Source organism: Serratia bockelmannii, from assembly GCF_008011855.1.
Lineage (GTDB): Bacteria > Pseudomonadota > Gammaproteobacteria > Enterobacterales > Enterobacteriaceae > Serratia > Serratia bockelmannii.
The window spans coordinates 21535-38461 of the sequence record NZ_VOUX01000025.1; the positions used below are offsets into that span (position 1 = coordinate 21535).

Consider the following 16927-nt stretch of genomic DNA (forward strand, 5'->3'; position numbering starts at 1 on the left):
GACCCACGCCCGGCAGGCGGGACCGCGCACTGTACCCGTCATCCTTTGGCTCGCCTCTCTGCGTCGCGTGACAAGCATCGGGTATCAGCCTCCTTTGGCCGGGCGTTAATGGAGCGTATCTTCCGTGCTGACCCTTCTTCACCTGCTTTCGTCCGTGGCGCTGTTGGTGTGGGGCACCCACATCGTGCGCACCGGGATCATGCGGGTTTACGGCGCCAATCTGCGGCGCGTGTTGAGCGACAGCGTTGAGAAAAAACCGCTGGCGTTCGTTTCCGGCATCGGCGTGACCGCGCTGGTGCAAAGCAGCAACGCCACCGCGCTGCTGGTGACCTCTTTCGTCGCGCAGGGGCTGGTGGGGCTGGCGCCTGCGCTGGTGATCATGCTGGGCGCCGACGTCGGCACCGCGCTGATGGCGCGCGTGCTGACCTTCGATCTTTCCTGGTTGTCGCCGCTGCTGATCCTGGTCGGCGTCTTCCTGTTCCTCAGCCGCAAGCAAATGCGGATCGGCCAGATCGGACGCGTCCTGATCGGCCTTGGGCTGATCGTGCTGGCGCTGGAGCTGATCGTCGCCGCCGCCACGCCGATCACCCAGGCGGCCGGGGTGAAAGTGCTGTTCTCGTCGCTGACCGGCGACGTGATGCTGGACGCCCTGACCGGCGCGCTGTTCGCCATCGTCAGCTATTCCAGCCTGGCGGCGGTGCTGCTGACCGCCACCCTGACCGCCACCGGCGTGATTTCGCTGAAGGTGGCGCTCTGTCTGGTGATCGGCGCCAACCTCGGCAGCGGCCTGCTGGCGATGATCAACGCCAGCGGGCAGAACGCCGCCGGGCGGCGCGTAGCGCTCGGCAGCCTGCTGTTCAAGCTGGTGGGCTGCATACTGGTGCTGCCGTTCGTCTCCTATCTGGCGGATTTGATGGCTCAGCTGCCGGGCGGCAGCGAAGAGCTGGTGATCTATTTCCACGTGTTCTACAACCTGATCCGCTGCCTGGTGATGATCCCACTGGCCGGGCCGATGGCGACGCTGTGCGAGCGGTTGATTGTCGACGAAGCGGCCGACGATCCGCGCATGCGACCGCGCCATCTGGACGCCAGCGCGCTGGACACGCCGACGCTGGCGCTGGCCAATGCGGCGCGTGAAACGCTGCGCATGGGCGACGTGGTGGAACACATGATGATCCTGCAACGTGAAGTGCTGCACGGTAAGCAGGGGGTCGATAAAGAGGTGCGGCGCCTCGACGATGACGTCGACGTGCTGTACACCGCCATCAAGCTGTATCTGGCGCAGATCCAGAAGGAAGATCTGGGCGAGGAAGACTCGCGCCGCTGGGCGGAGATCATCGAAATGGCGCTCAACCTGGAACAGGCGGGCGACATCATCGAGCGCATGGCCGGCGACGTGGGCGCCAAGTCGCACGCCGCGCGCCGCGCCTTCTCGGCGGAAGGGTTGGCGGAGCTGGACGGGCTGCACGAACGGCTGATCGGCAACCTGCGCCTGGGGCTGTCGGTGTTCCTGTCCGGCGACGTTACCAGCGCCAAGCGCCTGCGCCGTTCCAAGCACCGCTTCCGCATTCTGGATCGCCGCTACGCGCACGCGCACGTCGATCGTTTGCACCAGCAAAACGTGCAGAGCATCGAGACCAGTTCGTTGCATTTGGGATTGTTGGGGGACATGAAGCGCCTGAACTCGCTGTTCTGCGCGGTGGCTTACAACGTGTTGGACCAGGATGCCAAGGACGACGATCGCGACTGGGAAGACACCCCGAGCACGCTGTAAAAAAACGTCCCCGGTTTTAACCGGGGGCGTTGTGCAGGAAAGGCGCGTTATTTGCCGCTGAACACGCCGGCTTTGGCATCCGCCTGTTTTGTTGAGGCATGGCCGCTGACGAACGGCACGTTGCCGTCAACGCCCTGTTTCGCCGCACCGGCGGCCAGGCCGCCAACCGTGGCCGCCGCATCGACGCGGCCGCCGCCCTGATAGCGTTGGCCGTTGACGTCCTGCTGGCTGACCTGGCTACCGCCCAGTTCCACCTTGCCTTGCTGGCTGCGGATCTCGCCGCCGGTCAGTTGGGTTTGGCCGCCGACCTGCAGCGCCACACCGTTCTTACCGGTGATCGCCGATTGCTCGCCGACCGCGTTGTTGTTCACCACGTCGGCATTGACCTTGAGGTGCCCCTGGCGACCGGCCGGCCCGGTGATGCTGTCTTTCACCGCGCCGCCGACGGTGCGTGCGCCGCGATCCCACAGCGGGCCTTGCGGTTTTTCGCCGGTCGGCGTTGCCGGCAGCGTGACTTTGCCGTCGGCCTTGCTGAAGCTGACCGCGCCGGTGGTGTCCTGCTGCGGATCGAGGCGACGCGCCACGCTGTTGTACTTGTCGGTGGTGGCGTCGGCCACTTTGTTCACTCCGGCCTCCAGTTTCTCTTTCACCTTACCGGCGTAACGCGGTGTGCCGACCTTCGACAGCTTGGAGGTGATGCTGCTGCCCGGATCGTTGCTGTGGCTCAGACCGGCATCCACATCGACCTTCACCGCGTTCTCAACGTCTTTGCGGCTTTCAACGTGCAGATTGCCGCCCACCTTGCCTTGTACGCTGTCGGCATCGACACGCGCGCCGGCGAGACGGGTGTCTTTGCCGCTGTTGATCGCCACGTCGCCCGCGGTGATGCCGGTGTTGGCGTGGGTGGTTTTATCCTGTTGTTCCACGCCGACCTTCAGACCGGCGCCCAGCGTGTGGGTATCTTTGCCAGTGTTCGGGTCGACCTTGCCGCCGGCGTCCTTGTTGAAGGTTTGGCCGCCTTTGGCGTTGGCTTTGATGCCCAGGCTCCAGTTGTCCTTATGCTGCTCGTTTTTGGCGGACTCCAGCAGGATGCCGCCGTTTTTCGCCTCGAGCGCGGCGCTGCCGCCGCTGACTTTGGCCCCCTGCAGATGCAGTGCGTCATCGCCTTTGCCGTTGGCGGACAGGGTGACCTTGCCGTCTGAGGCGATAGTGGCGCGCTGACGCTCGGTCGTGGACTCATTCACCTTGGCGATGTCGAAGGCGCCGCCGGCGGAGAGGTTGCCGCCGGTTTTTTCCTTGCTGTCGCTGCTGCCGGCGCCCAGATCGATATTGCCGGACAGCTTGCTTTCCTTACGCGTTTGGGTCGATTCCGCCGCCTGCAGTGCGACCTTGTTACCCGCGCTCAGGCTGACGTCGCCCTGGCTCTTGACGTTGGTGCCCTGCAGCGTCAGATCGCGGCCCGCCTTCAGCTCAACGCCCTGTTGGCCACTGACGTTGCCGACCTGCGCGGTGCTGCTGCTGCTTTCGCCGTTGTGGGTGCCGCCGCCGAACCCGGCGCCGAAGTTTTTACTGTCGGCGGTGAAACCGCCCTTGGCGGAGGCTTTGACGTTAAAGCCGCTGTGGCTTTCGCTCTGCTTGTCGCTGGCCTGATCAAGGCGGATATCGCCGCCGGCGTTGACGGCGGTTTTACCGCTGCCGCCGTTCAGCGCGGTGCCCTGATAGACCGCGTCTTTTTTCACGTTGACGTTGATGCCGTTGGCCGCGTCGATCGAGCCGGTCACCGCCTGGCTGGCGCTGCTGTTGCTGCGCTGGGTGCCGCCTTCGCCCTTGGCGTCCACGGTCAGATCGCTGCCGGTGGAGGTGTAGACGCGCACGCCGGCGCTGCCGCGGGTATCGCGGCTCTGCTCTTCCTGACGATTTGTCGCAGCTTCGCTGCGGTGGCTGTCCGCCGTCAGCGTGACCGCGCCTTTGTTGGCTTGATATTGCGTGCCCTGATCGCGCACTTTGCCTTTGGCGTTGATGTCGATGCTGCCGGCTTTCACCGAGCTGACGACCGCCTGCGAGCTGCTGCTGCGTTTTTCGCTACTGCCGCCCTGTGCGCCGATATCCAGGCCGACGTTAGGCGCGCCGATGCCGCCGATGTCGTTGATGACGCCGGTGGCGTCCAGCTTGGCCGCCTTGCCGACCGCACGCTCGACCGGACGGGTCACGGCGCTGTAATCGACGTTGGCACCGATGTTCACGCCGACGTCGGTTTTGGTGGTGTTGCTGCTGGTGGTGTCGGCAGCGGCCAGGTGATCGACGTCCGCGGCGTTTTCTTGATAGGTGCCGCCGACGCTGTGCTGCGCACCTTGCTGGGTCAGCTTGTCACGGGCGTTGACAGTCAGGTTGCCTTTGACGTCGCTGCCGGAGGTGACGGCCTTGCTGCTCTGCGCCTGTGTTTTGCTGTTCTCGTAGCCGGCCTCCACACCGCTGCCGAGCTTGTCGATGCCGCCGGTGTAGTAGAAACCACCGCCTACCTTGGTCTGCTCGGTATTCGAGGTGGTTTTGTCGTCCGCCGCCAGGAACGAAACCTTATTGCCGCTGATGCTGGCGTCGCCTTTGTCGGCGACCAATTTGGATCCGCTGAAGGTGACGTCCTTATCCGCGTCGAGTTTCACGCTGCCGCCGCTGAGGGTGGCGCCGCGGTTCTCGGTGCGGGTGGTTTTCTCGCTGTCGCGGGTGTGTTCGATGCGTAAACCGGCGCGGTATTGCTTGTCGCCGGCTTCTTTGGCGTAGCCGTTGACGGTGAGCGCAGTTTTCTGCTCGTCGATGTTCTGCTGCTGCTCGGCGGCCTTGACGTTGATGTTGCCGGTCTGCGAGGTGACGCTCAGCTCGCCGCCGCTGGCGACCTGGCTGCCGATCACGTCGGTGTCCTTACGGCTGACCAGCTTCAGGTTGGTGTCGGACTTCAGCTCGCTGGCGGTGCTGCTCTGATAACTGTTATCGGCCTTGTGCGAACTGCTGGTGATGTTGAAGGCGGTGCCGGTACGCGCGTCGATTTTGTCCACGGTGGTGCTCAGCGCGTTGTCGATGCGCAGGCCGCCGTGGGTGGCGGTGACTTCGCCGCCTTTCTGGCCGCGCGCCTTGCTGCCGGTAATGGTGACGCCTTGCTGACCGTTCAGGCGCAGGGTGCCGCCGCTGGTCAATTCGGAAGCATGGCTGATTTCGCGGCGATTGCTGTTGTTCTTGTTGTCGCCGCCGCCGATGCCGCCCCAGGAGGTTTTGTCATCGCGCACCGCTTTGGCGTTGGCGGTTTTCTGCACCCCGACCTGGATTTGGTTATCTGCGTCGATCGTCAGATCGCGCTGGGCGTGGACCTTGGCACCCTGAGTCGAGACATTGCGGCCAGCTTTCACCGTCAGTTCGCCCTGGCTGCGCAGTTCACTGGCCTTCAGGCTTTCGCTTTCGTCGCTGCTGCTCCAACTGCCGGTGCGCAGGCTGGAGGTGTGGTTGCGCTGATAGCCGCGTTCGCTGGACTTATCTTTCTCCACCAGCCCGGCGAGGTGCACATCGCGAGCCGCTTTGACGCTCAACGCCCGGTCGGCGCTGACGCTGGCGCCCAACAGGTTCACGTCTTCCCGAGTACTGACGAGTTTGGCGTTGCCGCTGGCGGCGACGGTGCTGCCCGCCTGCTGCAGTTGCTCGCGTTCGCGGGTGACGTCGTATTGCCAGGAATAGAACCAGCGGTCGTCGGTGTGACCTTGAGTTTGCTTCAACTGCTGGCCGTCGAGCGTCAGCTTGCCGCCCTGCAGGGTGATGTCTTCGCCGCGAATATCGGTGGCGGTGAGGTGCGCGTGGTTATCCGCCACCAGGCTGATGTTCTTGCCTTTCAGCTCGGTGCGGGTCAGCTTCTGGCTGCTGCTGCGATCGTTGACGTAGATGCCGCCACGGTAATTTTGATAGTTATCGCCGCCGTTTTTGTTGCTGCTGGCATCTTCAATGCGGCTTTCGCTGCGAATATCGTAGGCTTTCACCTTGAGTTCGTCGCCGGCAGCCAGCGTGCCGGCCAGCTTCACGCCGCTGCCTTGCGCGGTGTTGATGATGTTGATGCGCCCGGCCTGCATGCTGCCGAGGTAGTAGCTGTCCAGCGCGGTCGTCGGCTGTTCGCTGGCCAGCACCTTGCCGTCGCGCGCCACGCGGTTAAGGCCGCTGATGGCGTTGATCGCCGCCGGCGTCACTTTGCCGTTGCGGTGGGTGAAGTCTTGTACGATCACGTCGCCGCGGCTGTCTATCTTCGGTGCGATCAGATCCAGCACGCCGCTGGCGTTCAGGATGCCGCTGAGGCTCAGGGTATTGCGGTTGCCCAGGGTGCTGTAGCCCTGCAACAGGCCGTTTTCCACCAGCGGGTTGCCGACCACCAGCGAGGAGCGGCTGGTGTTGATGAACCCGCAGCCCTGGCAGCTGATGCCGTTCGGGTTGGCCAGCACGTAGTCGGCCGCCATGCCGAAGATCTCTTGCTGGCCGTGCAGCAGCGACGGGTTGCGGCCGATCACTTCATTGAGGATCACACTGGCTTCGCGTCCGCCCAGATTCGGGTTGGCACCCAGTTGCCCGGCCAGCTGCGACAGCCCCGCCTCGCGGGAGTTGTTCAGCACCGCGCCGGGTTGGTTGACGTTGAAGTCCTGGTATTGGTTATGCGACAGCCCGCTGCCATTCGGTGCGACGATGTCGACCACCTGGGCGCCGGTCGCGGCGGTGGAAACGCCGGGGCCGTTGGCGCCGTTGGCCGCGACGATCTCTCCGGCGTAGGCGCCGGCGGAAGCGGCGAGAATTATCGCCAGCGCGGCGGCCAGTTTGCCTGCCGCCGAAAGTCTGAAGTTATTATTTTTCATCCATGTCTCTCCGTATATTGCCGTGGGGTCCTGCAAAACTGCTGATTAAAAGGTGTAAGAAAAGCGCGCCAGCACCTGAACGGGATCCTCGGGCGTGGCGTGGTTCGACAAGATCCAGCCGCGGCTGACCTCCAGATCGACCAGCGCCTGGCGATAGCGTAACGTGGCGCCGCTGCTCAGCCCGGCGCTGCTGCGCCAGCCCGAGTTATCCTGACGCGGCAAAATGCGGCCGACGTCGGCGCCAAGGCGCGGCGTCAGCGTGGCGGCGCCTAAATTGAAGCTGCGCGACAGCGTATTCTGCAGATACCAGCCGTTGTCGCCGGACTGGGTACTGCGGCTGAAGCCGCGTACGGCGCTGCGATCGGTGAGGCTCAGCCACTCCACGCCGGGCAGCGGGTCGCGGCTGTACTGGCCATAGAACAGGTTGTTGAGCTGATAGGTGGCGTCACCCAGCTTGAGACGCTGGCTGAGGTTGGCGAACAGCTTGCCTTTGGTGAACTGGCTGTCGAGGTGCACCGAGCTCGGGTGGCGATCGGCGCCCAGCCATGGCAGGCCCTGTTCGACGCTGAGGTTGGCGCTGAACACCCCGTTGGGCAGAATCTGCAGGTGGCTGGCGCTCAGCTCGGCCAGGGTCAGCGTGGGGCTGCTGACCTCGAGGCGCACGCTTTCGAAGTAGTTATCGATGCGCTTGTAGGTCAGCTGTCCGCTCAGGCTGTCTATCTGATCGTGATCGCGGTAAAACACGTAGTCGCTGCGCAGACCGTACTGTTGGGTCTGGCCGTGCAGTTTGACCACGTTGTGCGGCAGCTGCTGGTGGTTCTCATAGGACGAGAAGCTGGCGAATCCGCTGAAGGTGAACGCGCCGTACGGCAGCGAATAGAGCAGGGTATAGGCGCGATTATAGCGGTGAGCCGGGTTTTCCAGCGTGCTGTTGGCGTTCAGGCTGACGAAGTCCGACAGGCCGAACGGGCTGTCCAGCGTGGCGGTGGCACGTGCCAGCCACTGGCCGGTGCTTTTTTGGCCGTAATTATCCGTGCCGGCGGTAATCAGCCAGGGCTTGGCATGCTGATTGCGCAAACGAATGACCGAACCGCCAACCTGATGGCCGGGCAATATATCCAGCTTGGTGGTATTCGATTGCAAACGGTTAGCCTGATCCAATCCCTGGTCGAGATCGGTTAATTTCAACGGCTTGCCTTCCAGCCCCGGAAATAATAAACGGCTGTTGACCCAGCGATCGCCGCCTTCTATTTTCTCGATAAATCCTTCGGTGACGCTTAACCCCAATTCTCCTTGTGAATTAGGGCGAACAATTTGCACGCGCGCGGTGATATAGCCCTTTTTCACATAAAGACGCGTTAATTCACGGGTCAGGCGATTGATATCGTTGCTGCTGATGCACTGTTCCGGCAACGCGCTCAGGGCGGATAAATCGCTCGGCGAGAGCAGGGTGATGCCCTGTAGATAAACGCCGGCGATCGGCAGGCACTGCGCGGACTGCGGCAGGGCGGGCGCGGTCGGCTCCGGCTCCGCCAGCAGGCGTTGCTGCTTCAGCTGCTGGTAACGGCGTTGCTCAATCAACTGGTTGACTTCACGCGTGCTGTCTTGCAGCGCGCGGCGCGACTCGCCCATCGACATATCCCGCATCATGTGGGCATCCGGCAGGGTTTCGGCGGAAAGGGCCGTGCTGACCAACAGCGTCAAGGCGGTGATTTTTTTTATCATTGTAATCCATTATGAGAGGCCGCCGGGGCAGCCAGCCCAATCCATGAGGTTAACCACGGGCGGCCGAGGGCCGGCCCGAAATAATGAGCGACATGCACATTGCGAGGTATCTTGATTTGCCGCAGCAAATAAGACGGTGGGTATATATCTAAATAATAATTAGGCTGCTTCTTTTTTGGCGGGCAACCCTGGCGACTTAATTAATTAAAAAAAGTAGAACGTCTCTTCCTCTTGCCAACATTATCGGCATGGATAGGAAGAATCTGAATTTTTATTTTTCACGGATGATAGGGGATGGGGGGAATTATGACAATCCGACCAGTGGGAAATACGAAATTTCGCAGGGAAGAAACGGGACGCAATTGTTTGCGTCCCGACAGGCGGTTTATTTTTTCTTGATAGGGCGGCCGGACCAATACCCTGCCAGCAGTGAACCGGAGAGGTTGTGCCAGACCGAGAACAGTGCGCCCGGCAGCGCGGCCAGCGGCGAGAAGTAGATTTTGCTCAACGTGGCTGCCAGCCCGGAGTTCTGCATCCCGACTTCGATCGCCAGCGTGCGGCAGGTGGACTCGTCGAAGCCGAACAGTTTGCCGCCCCAGTAGCCGCTCAGCAGACCGATGCCGTTGTGCAGGATCACCGCGACGATCACCACCAGACCGACCGAGGCGATATGGCTTTGGCTGCCCGCCACCACCGCGCTGATGATCGCCAGAATGCACACCATCGACAGCGCCGGCAGCAGCGGCTCGATGCGCTTCACCGTTTTGGTCAGGGTATGGTGGACGATCAGACCCAGGCCGATCGGGATCACCACGATCTGCAGAATGCTCAACAGCATGCCCATGATATCGACGCTGATTTCGGCGTCGACGTACAGACGGGTCAGCAGCGGCGTGGCGAACACCCCCACCAGCGTTGAGACCGCCGAGATGGTTACCGACAGCGCCACGTCGCCCTTGGCCAGATAGATCATCACGTTGGAGGCGGTGCCGCTGGCCACGCTGCCCACCAGCACCATGCCGGCGGACAGATCCGGCGGCATGCGGAACAGCATCGCCAGGATCCAGGCCGCCAGCGGCATGATCAGATAGTGCAGGAAGATGCCTGCCGCCACCGGGCCGGGGCGCGCCAGCACGCGTTTGAAGTCGTCCAGTCGCAGCGTGACGCCCATGGCGAACATGATCAGCATCAGCAGCGGGCTGACGTAGGGGCCGATGCCGGTAAAGGTGGTCGGCGTGTAATAGGCGGCGACGGACAGCAGTATCGCCCACAGGGGGAATAAACGCGTGAGTAGAGCCAACATGCAGGTTTTCCTTAGCCAGATTGAGAACGATGGGTGTGGTTGTGTTTTTTGCGGGTTCAACAGGCTGAACCCCTGCAGGTTTTGAACGGATTTTTTAGACGCAGGGGCGCAGCATGCTGCGCCCGCAATCAGGGATAATGACTTATTCGAACAGGTTGTGATGCAGGGTACGCACCACCTGTTCGGCTTCTTCGCCCGGCACCAGGAAGCACAGGTTATAGCTGCTGGCACCGTAGCAGATCAGGCGGATATTGAACGGATCGAGCACGCCGAACACCTCTTTGCCCACGCCGCAGGCGCGCGACAGCTGGTTACCGATGATCGCCACCAGCGCCAGGTTTTCTTCCACTTCCACCCGGCACAGCGACGACAGTTCGGTCAGCAGTGAGGTGGTCAGCAGGCTGCCGCCGACGGAGGTGGCGCCGGTGGTGTCCATGGTCAGCGCGATGCTGACTTCCGAAGTGGTGATCAGATCGACGGAGATGTTGTGGCGCGCCAGAATGTTGAACACCTCGGCCAGGAAGCCGCGCGCGTGCAACATGTTCAGGCTGTGCAGCGTCAGCAGCGTTTGCTTGCGGCGCAGCGCCAGTGCGCGGAACAGCGGCGGATTCTCGGTGGTGTTGCACACCAGCGTGCCGCCGGCCGCCGGATCCTTGCTGGAGCCGACGAACACCGGAATGTCGCTGCGCACCGCCGGCAGCAGGGTGGCCGGATGCAGCACTTTGGCGCCGAAGGTGGCCATTTCCGCCGCCTCTTCGAAACCGATTTTGTCGATGCGCTTGGCCGCCGGTACCACCCGCGGATCGGTGGTGTAGATGCCCGGCACGTCGGTCCAGATATCTACCCGGCCAGCGCCGAGCGCCTCGCCGAGCAGCGCGGCGGTATAGTCGCTGCCGCCGCGGCCGAGCGTGGTAGTGCGGCCTTTCGGCTCGCTGCCGATAAAGCCCTGGGTGACCACCAGCGCTTCCTGCAGGCGTGGCTGCAACTGCGATCGGGCCAGTTCGCTGAGCGCGGCGCTGTCCGGCACGGCGCGGCCAAAGTGATCGTCGGTGCGCATCACTTTACGCACGTCGAACCATTCGGCCTGCACGTTGCGGGCGCGCAGGATTTCCACGAACAGCAGGGTGGACATCAGCTCCCCATGGCTGACCAGCTCGTCGGTCAACGCCGTCGAGGTGGCCAGCGACGCGGCCTCCGACAGCATGGCGATGTTTTCCAGCAGGCGGTCTATCTCGTCGCGGATCACCGCAGGCGCCGCGAGGCGATCGAGGATGGCGCACTGGATGCGACGAATTTCATCAAGCTGGTAGTTGCGCTTGTCGGCCTCGCAGCCTTCGGCCAGGGCGACCAACAGGTTGGTGACGCCCGCCGAGGCGGACAACACCACCAGGCGGACCTGCGGGTTGGCCAGCACGACGTCGGCGCTGCGGTTCATGGCTTCAAAGTCGGCGACGCTGGTGCCGCCGAACTTGGCTACCACGGTGGAATTCTGGGGTACTGCTTGGTTCATGTAGAAACCTCGTGTCAGGGATGCCCGTTTGGGGGCACTGTAATTCCATAGCCTTGGCACAAGGGGAGAGCGGTAAACAGGGGGCAGGCGTAGAGGTCAGGCTACGATACACCCAGAAGCGCCCCACCTTGTCGATCGCCCTGTGGCGATCCCCTGGTGACAACCCAGGGGATTCAGCCCCTGTAGTCGATACGATAATGGCCGGCCATTATCGTACCTCGGCGTCGCTCCCCCTCGGGTGCCGTCAACGGAGAAACGGCTCCTCTGACACTCTACCTGGGCGACGCGCCTCTTCTGGCTTGCGCACCGGGTGCGCAAGTAGGCTGTTAGGAATAGCCGGTTATCGCCATTCTGTCAACGTACAGACGGTGAGGGATTTTCATCTTGTACCAGCGCGATAAGCGTACAGGGCATCGTGGGCGTGGAACCGGCGCCAATCGGGTGCAGAGAACCGTCCTCCTTTTGGCTGAATAACGGGATAACGCCCTGATGTTTCTCCAAATACTCCAGCCAACCGAAATTTTCATTCAATTTGGTTGCTTTGATGGTGGCTCCCCTGGCGAGCAGGCTGCTCAGGCGGCCGTAGGTGGCTTCCTGATTAAATAAAATTTCATGCCGGCGGAAACGCGAACTTTCCGCGCTGGCACCGCGCCCTTTCAGCGGCGCCCCCGAACGGATGGCAAACACGTGATCCTCGCCGAAGAGATGGCCGAAGTGGTAGACCGCCAGCGCGTTCTGGTGGCGATTGGGCGACAGCGCCAACACCTGGGCGATATTGCTCAGATCGAGGTAGTTCTCGGCGTGTTCGGAGTAGGCGTGGCCATAGTAGGCCGGAATGCCGTCCATACGCGCCTGACGGTAGTATTCCCAGCTGCTGTCGGTGACGATCACCGGCACGTTCAGCTTGATCAGCGCCTGCGCCAGCATGCGCGCCACGCTGTTGGCGCCGACGATCAGCACGCCGCGCGGCTTTTGCTGCTGCACCCGCAGCCAGCGCGCCATCATGCCGCTGGTCAGGCTTTGCAGCACCACGGTGCCGATGATGATGGCGAACACCACGGTCACCAGCCGGTCGGCGCCCTGATAGCCGCTGCGCTGCAGCGTCAGCGCGAACAGCGAGCTGACCGCCGCGGCGACGATGCCGCGAGGGGCGATCCAGCACAGCAGCAGCCGATCGCGCCAGTGCAGGGAAGAGCGCCAGGTCGATACCGCGATGCACAGCGGCCGGGCGATAAACTGCACCGCCAGCAGCAGCAGGAGTAGCGGCCAGCCCATGTTCCACAGCGCCTGGATGTCGAGCCGCGCCGCCAGAATGATGAACAGCGCCGAGATCAGGATCGCCGACAGTTCTTCTTTGAACGCCAGAATATCGCTGGTATCGACGTCGCGCATGTTGGCCAGCCAGATGCCCATCACCGTGACGGTCAACAGGCCGGATTCGTCGGCGATGGCGTTGGAAACGCCGAAGGCGGTCAGCATGATCGCCAGCACCGCCAGGTTCTGCAGGTAGCGTGGCAGCCAGACGCGGCGCAGCGCCAGGCCGAGCAGGTAGCCGAACAGCGCGCCGGCGATAAGGCCGACGGCGGCAGTCACGCCTAGCGTCCAAAACAGGTGGGTATAGGACTCCGCATTCTGCTTCAGTACGATGAACTCGAACACCAGCAGGGTGAAGATGGCGCCAACCGGATCGATGACGATCCCTTCCCAGCGCAACACCTGGTTAATGTTGGCGTTCGGTCGCACCACGCGCATCAGCGGAGCGATCACCGTCGGCCCGGTCACCACCGTCACCGCGCCGATCAGCGCCGCAAGCTCCGGCGGGAAATCCAGCAACCACCAGCTGGCGAGGCTGATGACCAGAAAGGTGACCAGCATGCCGACGGTGACCAGATTACGCACCACGCCGCCGAGGCCGCGTATCTCCTCGAAGCGCAGCGTCAGCGCCCCCTCGAACAGGATGATCGCCACCGACAGCGACACCAGTGGAAACAGCAGATCGCCGAACAGCAGATCCGGCTGCACCAGATGCACCGTCGGGCCGAGCACGATGCCGAACAGCAGCAGCGGCAAAATTGCCGGCAGACGCAGCAGCCAGGCCAGCCACTGCGCCAGCAGCGACGCCAGGCCGATAAGCACCAACATAAGCGGGGCGGATAATTCCATAAGCGAGATCCCTTTCAAATGACGAAATAAGTAACGATGACACAGCCTGATGACAATTCGGCAACCCCGATAACAGGCCGTTAGCCAAAAGTATAGAGTGAAAGCTGAAACGAGGCGGCAATGCGTTGACAGTTAGCGCCTATCGCAAGAAAAGCGATCATAATCACAGTCGAACAGGCTACAATCGGACAAACGCGTCATTTTTATTCTCAAGCCTAAGAGTGTTGCTATGAAAAATATCAATCCTAGTCAAACCGCTGCTTGGCAAGCCCTGCAGCAACATTATGCACAGATGAAAGACGTACGGATCGCCGACCTGTTCGCCGAGGACAGCGATCGTTTCTCCCGGTTCTCCGCGACCTTCAACGATCAAATGTTGGTGGACTATTCCAAGAATCGCATCACGCAGGAAACCCTGGAGAAGCTGCAGGCGCTGGCGAAAGAAACCGATCTGCAAGGCGCCATCAAATCGATGTTCGCCGGTGAAAAGATCAACCGCACCGAAGATCGCGCGGTGCTGCATATTGCCCTGCGCAACCGCAGCAACAGCCCGATCCTGGTCGACGGCAAAGACGTGATGCCGGAAGTGAACGCGGTGCTGGCCAAGATCAAACAGTTCTGCGCGCGCGTCATCGGCGGCGAGTGGAAAGGCTACACCGGCAAGCCGATTACCGACGTGGTGAACATCGGCATCGGCGGTTCGGATCTCGGCCCTTACATGGTGACCGAAGCGCTGCGCCCGTATAAAAACCACCTGAACATGCACTTCGTCTCCAACGTTGACGGTACCCACATCGCCGAAACGCTGCAGCCGCTGAATCCGGAAACTACGCTGTTCCTGGTGGCGTCCAAAACCTTCACTACTCAGGAAACCATGACCAACGCCCACAGCGCGCGCGACTGGTTCCTGAGCAGCGCCGCCGATCAACAGCACGTGGCCAAGCACTTCGCTGCGTTGTCCACCAACGGCAAAGCGGTGGCCGAGTTCGGCATCGATACCGACAACATGTTCGAGTTCTGGGACTGGGTAGGGGGCCGTTACTCCCTGTGGTCGGCGATCGGTCTGTCGATTGCGCTGTCCATCGGTTACGACAACTTCGAGCAGCTGCTGAGCGGCGCGCACGCCATGGATAAGCACTTCGCCGAAACGCCGGCGGAGAAAAACCTGCCGGTGCTGCTGGCGCTGATCGGTATTTGGTACAACAACTTCTTCGGCGCCGAAACCGAAGCCATTCTGCCGTACGATCAGTACATGCACCGTTTTGCCGCTTACTTCCAGCAGGGCAACATGGAATCCAACGGCAAGTACGTCGACCGCAACGGCAATCCGGTGGATTACCAGACCGGCCCTATCATCTGGGGCGAGCCGGGCACCAACGGCCAGCATGCGTTCTACCAGTTGATCCACCAGGGCACCAAGCTGGTGCCGTGCGATTTCATCGCGCCGGCCATCAGCCATAACCCGCTGGGCGATCACCACGCCAAACTGCTGTCCAACTTCTTCGCGCAGACCGAGGCCCTGGCGTTCGGCAAGTCGCTGGAAGTGGTGGAGGCGGAGTTCGCGGCGCAGGGTAAAACCCCTGAGCAGGTTAAACACGTGGCGCCGTTCAAAGTGTTTGAAGGCAACCGTCCGACCAACTCGATCCTGCTGCGTGAAATCACCCCGTTCAGCCTGGGCAGCCTGATCGCGCTGTACGAGCACAAGATCTTTACTCAGGGCGCGATCCTGAACATCTTCACCTTCGATCAGTGGGGCGTGGAGCTGGGCAAACAGCTGGCTAACCGCATCCTGCCGGAGCTGGCGGGCAGCGAGAAAATCAGCAGTCACGACAGCTCGACCAATGCGCTGATCAACCGCTTCAAGGAATGGCGCTAAGCGCCTGAGCTGAAGCCAATAAAAAACCCGCCGCGGCGGGTTTTTTTACGTCTGCGAAAGTTACAGATTGATTGGCACTTCGAAGCTGACGCCCGCGCCCACGTCATCGGCGGTGCTGTGATCGTTGTCGGTGTACCACAGGCTGGTATCAAACTTAACCTGAGACGGGAAGGTGTAACCCCAGCCGACCTGAATGCCCTTCAGCGTATCGGATTTCGGGAAGGCCTGGTTAATGCTTTGGCTCAGCGGGTTCACCTTGGCGTAAACTACGCGGGTGCTCCAACGCTGGCTGTCGTCCAGCACTAGCTCGACGCGGCCGGACAACATCTGGCCGTCGCCGCCCATCGCATGCCCCAGCGGGTAACCCTGTTGGTAGTAGCCGCCTTTGTAAGTGTAGTGAGTGTAGACATAGTTTTTACGGCTCATATCCGAACGGGTGTCTGACCCTTCGATATACCAGTTGATGGTGGTCGGGCCCCATTCCGGGTGGCCTTCCAGACCGAGCAGATAGGTATTTTGCGACGGCAGATAGCCCGCCTCATCTTCACCCACCAACTGACCGTACAGGCTAACCGGCAGGCCGATCAGCGGCTGCATTTTCAGCTTGAAGTCGAAACCGGCGAGCTGGTTGCCCGGATCGTTGCCTTTACCTGAATCATCGTTATCTTTGCCGGTAAATCCATCCCAGAACGAGCTCCATGACTGCGGACGACCTTCACCACCCCACATCATGATGCGTGAAGCACCCAACTCCAGAAAGTCGGTCGGCATCATGGTGAAACGGCCGCCGATCAGTTTGGTGTGCGGTACAGAACTGTACTGCGACAGCTGGCCGGCGGACAATTGATATTGCCAGCGGCCGATCCACGACAGCCACGGGGTTTCAAACGGTGATTGGTCGGCGCGCTGCAGCATAAAGCCGGCCACCGGGCGCGCGGCGTCGGAGCGGATCAGGCTGCCGTCGTAGCCCGGTCCCCACCACTGGGAAACCTCGCCGAAGGAGAGCCACTGATTCCAGATTTTCACCGCGCCGTAGGAGCCGTTCATATTGAATTTGGAACCGTCGCTGACGCGCTGATCGCCTTCCACCGAGCCCTGCAGACGCACGTCCCAGAACTCGCCGTTGGCGCCGGCGCCGATGGTCAGGCGATCGTCGGCGTACTCGTTTTGGCCGAAGCCCTGCGGGGTGCCGGGTTTATCGGTCGACGCGTAACCGCTGACGCGGATGTTGGCTTTCAGGGCATCGACACGACGTTGTACGCGGTCAATGACGTTTTTCTCGGTGTTGGTCACCGGCTTGGCCTGCGCGATAACGGAACTGATCTCTTCTTGACTCAGCGGCCAGGTGGACAGGCTGACGTTGATAACGCCGCGGTCAGACAACCAGGCGAGATCGTTACGCAGATCGTTGTCAGGGGCTACCAGGCCGGCGGCGTGGCCGGACAATGCACAGGTAAACAGGCCCGCAGCGACCAGTCCGTTAAGTTTAGCGCGCATAAAGAATTCCCTTGTTAATTCGAGGTTATTGGTTTTATGTAAAGATCTCTGTGACCCATGATAGTTGACATTTCGATTTGCTACAAATCTATAAGCCAGAAACATCTTATTATAACTTTATGAATTAAATGGGGTTTAAAGTGCTTTCGCGCGGGGCATAATTTTTAAGACAATGCCTATATTGGCACGGTTGAATCATATAAGC

At 61.5% G+C, this 16927-nt stretch carries 8 protein-coding genes and 1 riboswitch; of the genes, 2 read left to right on the forward strand and 6 right to left on the reverse strand.

What is annotated here, in order from left to right:
- Positions 1-124 precede the first annotated feature (124 nt).
- On the forward strand, positions 125-1774 hold the full coding sequence (locus tag FOT55_RS13075) for a Na/Pi cotransporter family protein (RefSeq protein WP_016930295.1): 1650 nt from the start codon (positions 125-127) through the stop codon (positions 1772-1774).
- Positions 1775-1821: 47 nt separating this feature from the next.
- Here FOT55_RS13075 and FOT55_RS13080 read toward each other — a convergent pair whose 3' ends face one another.
- The 5 genes from FOT55_RS13080 to FOT55_RS13100 form a co-directional block, all read right to left on the reverse strand.
- Positions 1822-6648: a hemagglutinin repeat-containing protein gene (locus tag FOT55_RS13080; RefSeq protein ID WP_147823548.1), complete on the reverse strand. Its 4827-nt coding sequence runs from the start codon at positions 6646-6648 to the stop codon at positions 1822-1824.
- Positions 6649-6693: 45 nt separating this feature from the next.
- On the reverse strand, positions 6694-8373 hold the full coding sequence (locus FOT55_RS13085; RefSeq protein WP_060434725.1) for a ShlB/FhaC/HecB family hemolysin secretion/activation protein: 1680 nt from the start codon (positions 8371-8373) through the stop codon (positions 6694-6696).
- Between the two features lie 385 nt (positions 8374-8758).
- Positions 8759-9676 (reverse strand): ketopantoate/pantoate/pantothenate transporter PanS, encoded by a 918-nt coding sequence (gene panS, locus FOT55_RS13090; RefSeq protein WP_147823549.1) that lies wholly within the window; start codon positions 9674-9676, stop codon positions 8759-8761.
- 142 nt (positions 9677-9818) lie between these two features.
- A complete protein-coding gene (gene lysC / locus FOT55_RS13095; protein ID WP_147823550.1) occupies positions 9819-11186 on the reverse strand; it encodes a lysine-sensitive aspartokinase 3 in 1368 nt (455 codons plus the stop codon).
- 108 nt (positions 11187-11294) lie between these two features.
- Positions 11295-11488: riboswitch (Lysine riboswitch) on the reverse strand.
- Between the two features lie 52 nt (positions 11489-11540).
- On the reverse strand, positions 11541-13349 hold the full coding sequence (locus tag FOT55_RS13100; RefSeq protein ID WP_025304469.1) for a cation:proton antiporter: 1809 nt from the start codon (positions 13347-13349) through the stop codon (positions 11541-11543).
- A 229-nt stretch (positions 13350-13578) separates the two neighbouring features.
- On the opposite strand from FOT55_RS13100, the gene pgi reads away from it, so the two are divergent.
- Complete coding sequence (gene pgi / locus FOT55_RS13105; RefSeq protein WP_004936690.1) at positions 13579-15225, forward strand: glucose-6-phosphate isomerase; 1647 nt, start codon at positions 13579-13581, stop codon at positions 15223-15225.
- Between the two features lie 60 nt (positions 15226-15285).
- Here the strand turns inward: pgi and FOT55_RS13110 are convergent, their stop codons facing one another.
- Positions 15286-16722, reverse strand: coding sequence for a capsule assembly Wzi family protein (locus tag FOT55_RS13110; RefSeq protein WP_025304467.1), 1437 nt, complete (start codon positions 16720-16722; stop codon positions 15286-15288).
- Between the last annotated feature and the right edge of the window lie 205 nt (positions 16723-16927).

Excerpts from the sequence above, each read along its gene's own strand:
- FOT55_RS13100 (WP_025304469.1), bottom strand. The coding sequence starts at position 13,349 with ATGGAATTATCCGCCCCGCTTATGTTGGTGCTTATCGGCCTGGCGTCG.
- lysC (WP_147823550.1), bottom strand. The coding sequence starts at position 11,186 with ATGAACCAAGCAGTACCCCAGAATTCCACCGTGGTAGCCAAGTTCGGC.
- panS (WP_147823549.1), bottom strand. The coding sequence starts at position 9,676 with ATGTTGGCTCTACTCACGCGTTTATTCCCCCTGTGGGCGATACTGCTG.
- pgi (WP_004936690.1), top strand. The coding sequence starts at position 13,579 with ATGAAAAATATCAATCCTAGTCAAACCGCTGCTTGGCAAGCCCTGCAG.
- FOT55_RS13085 (WP_060434725.1), bottom strand. The coding sequence starts at position 8,373 with ATGATAAAAAAAATCACCGCCTTGACGCTGTTGGTCAGCACGGCCCTT.
- FOT55_RS13080 (WP_147823548.1), bottom strand. The coding sequence starts at position 6,648 with ATGAAAAATAATAACTTCAGACTTTCGGCGGCAGGCAAACTGGCCGCC.
- FOT55_RS13110 (WP_025304467.1), bottom strand. The coding sequence starts at position 16,722 with ATGCGCGCTAAACTTAACGGACTGGTCGCTGCGGGCCTGTTTACCTGT.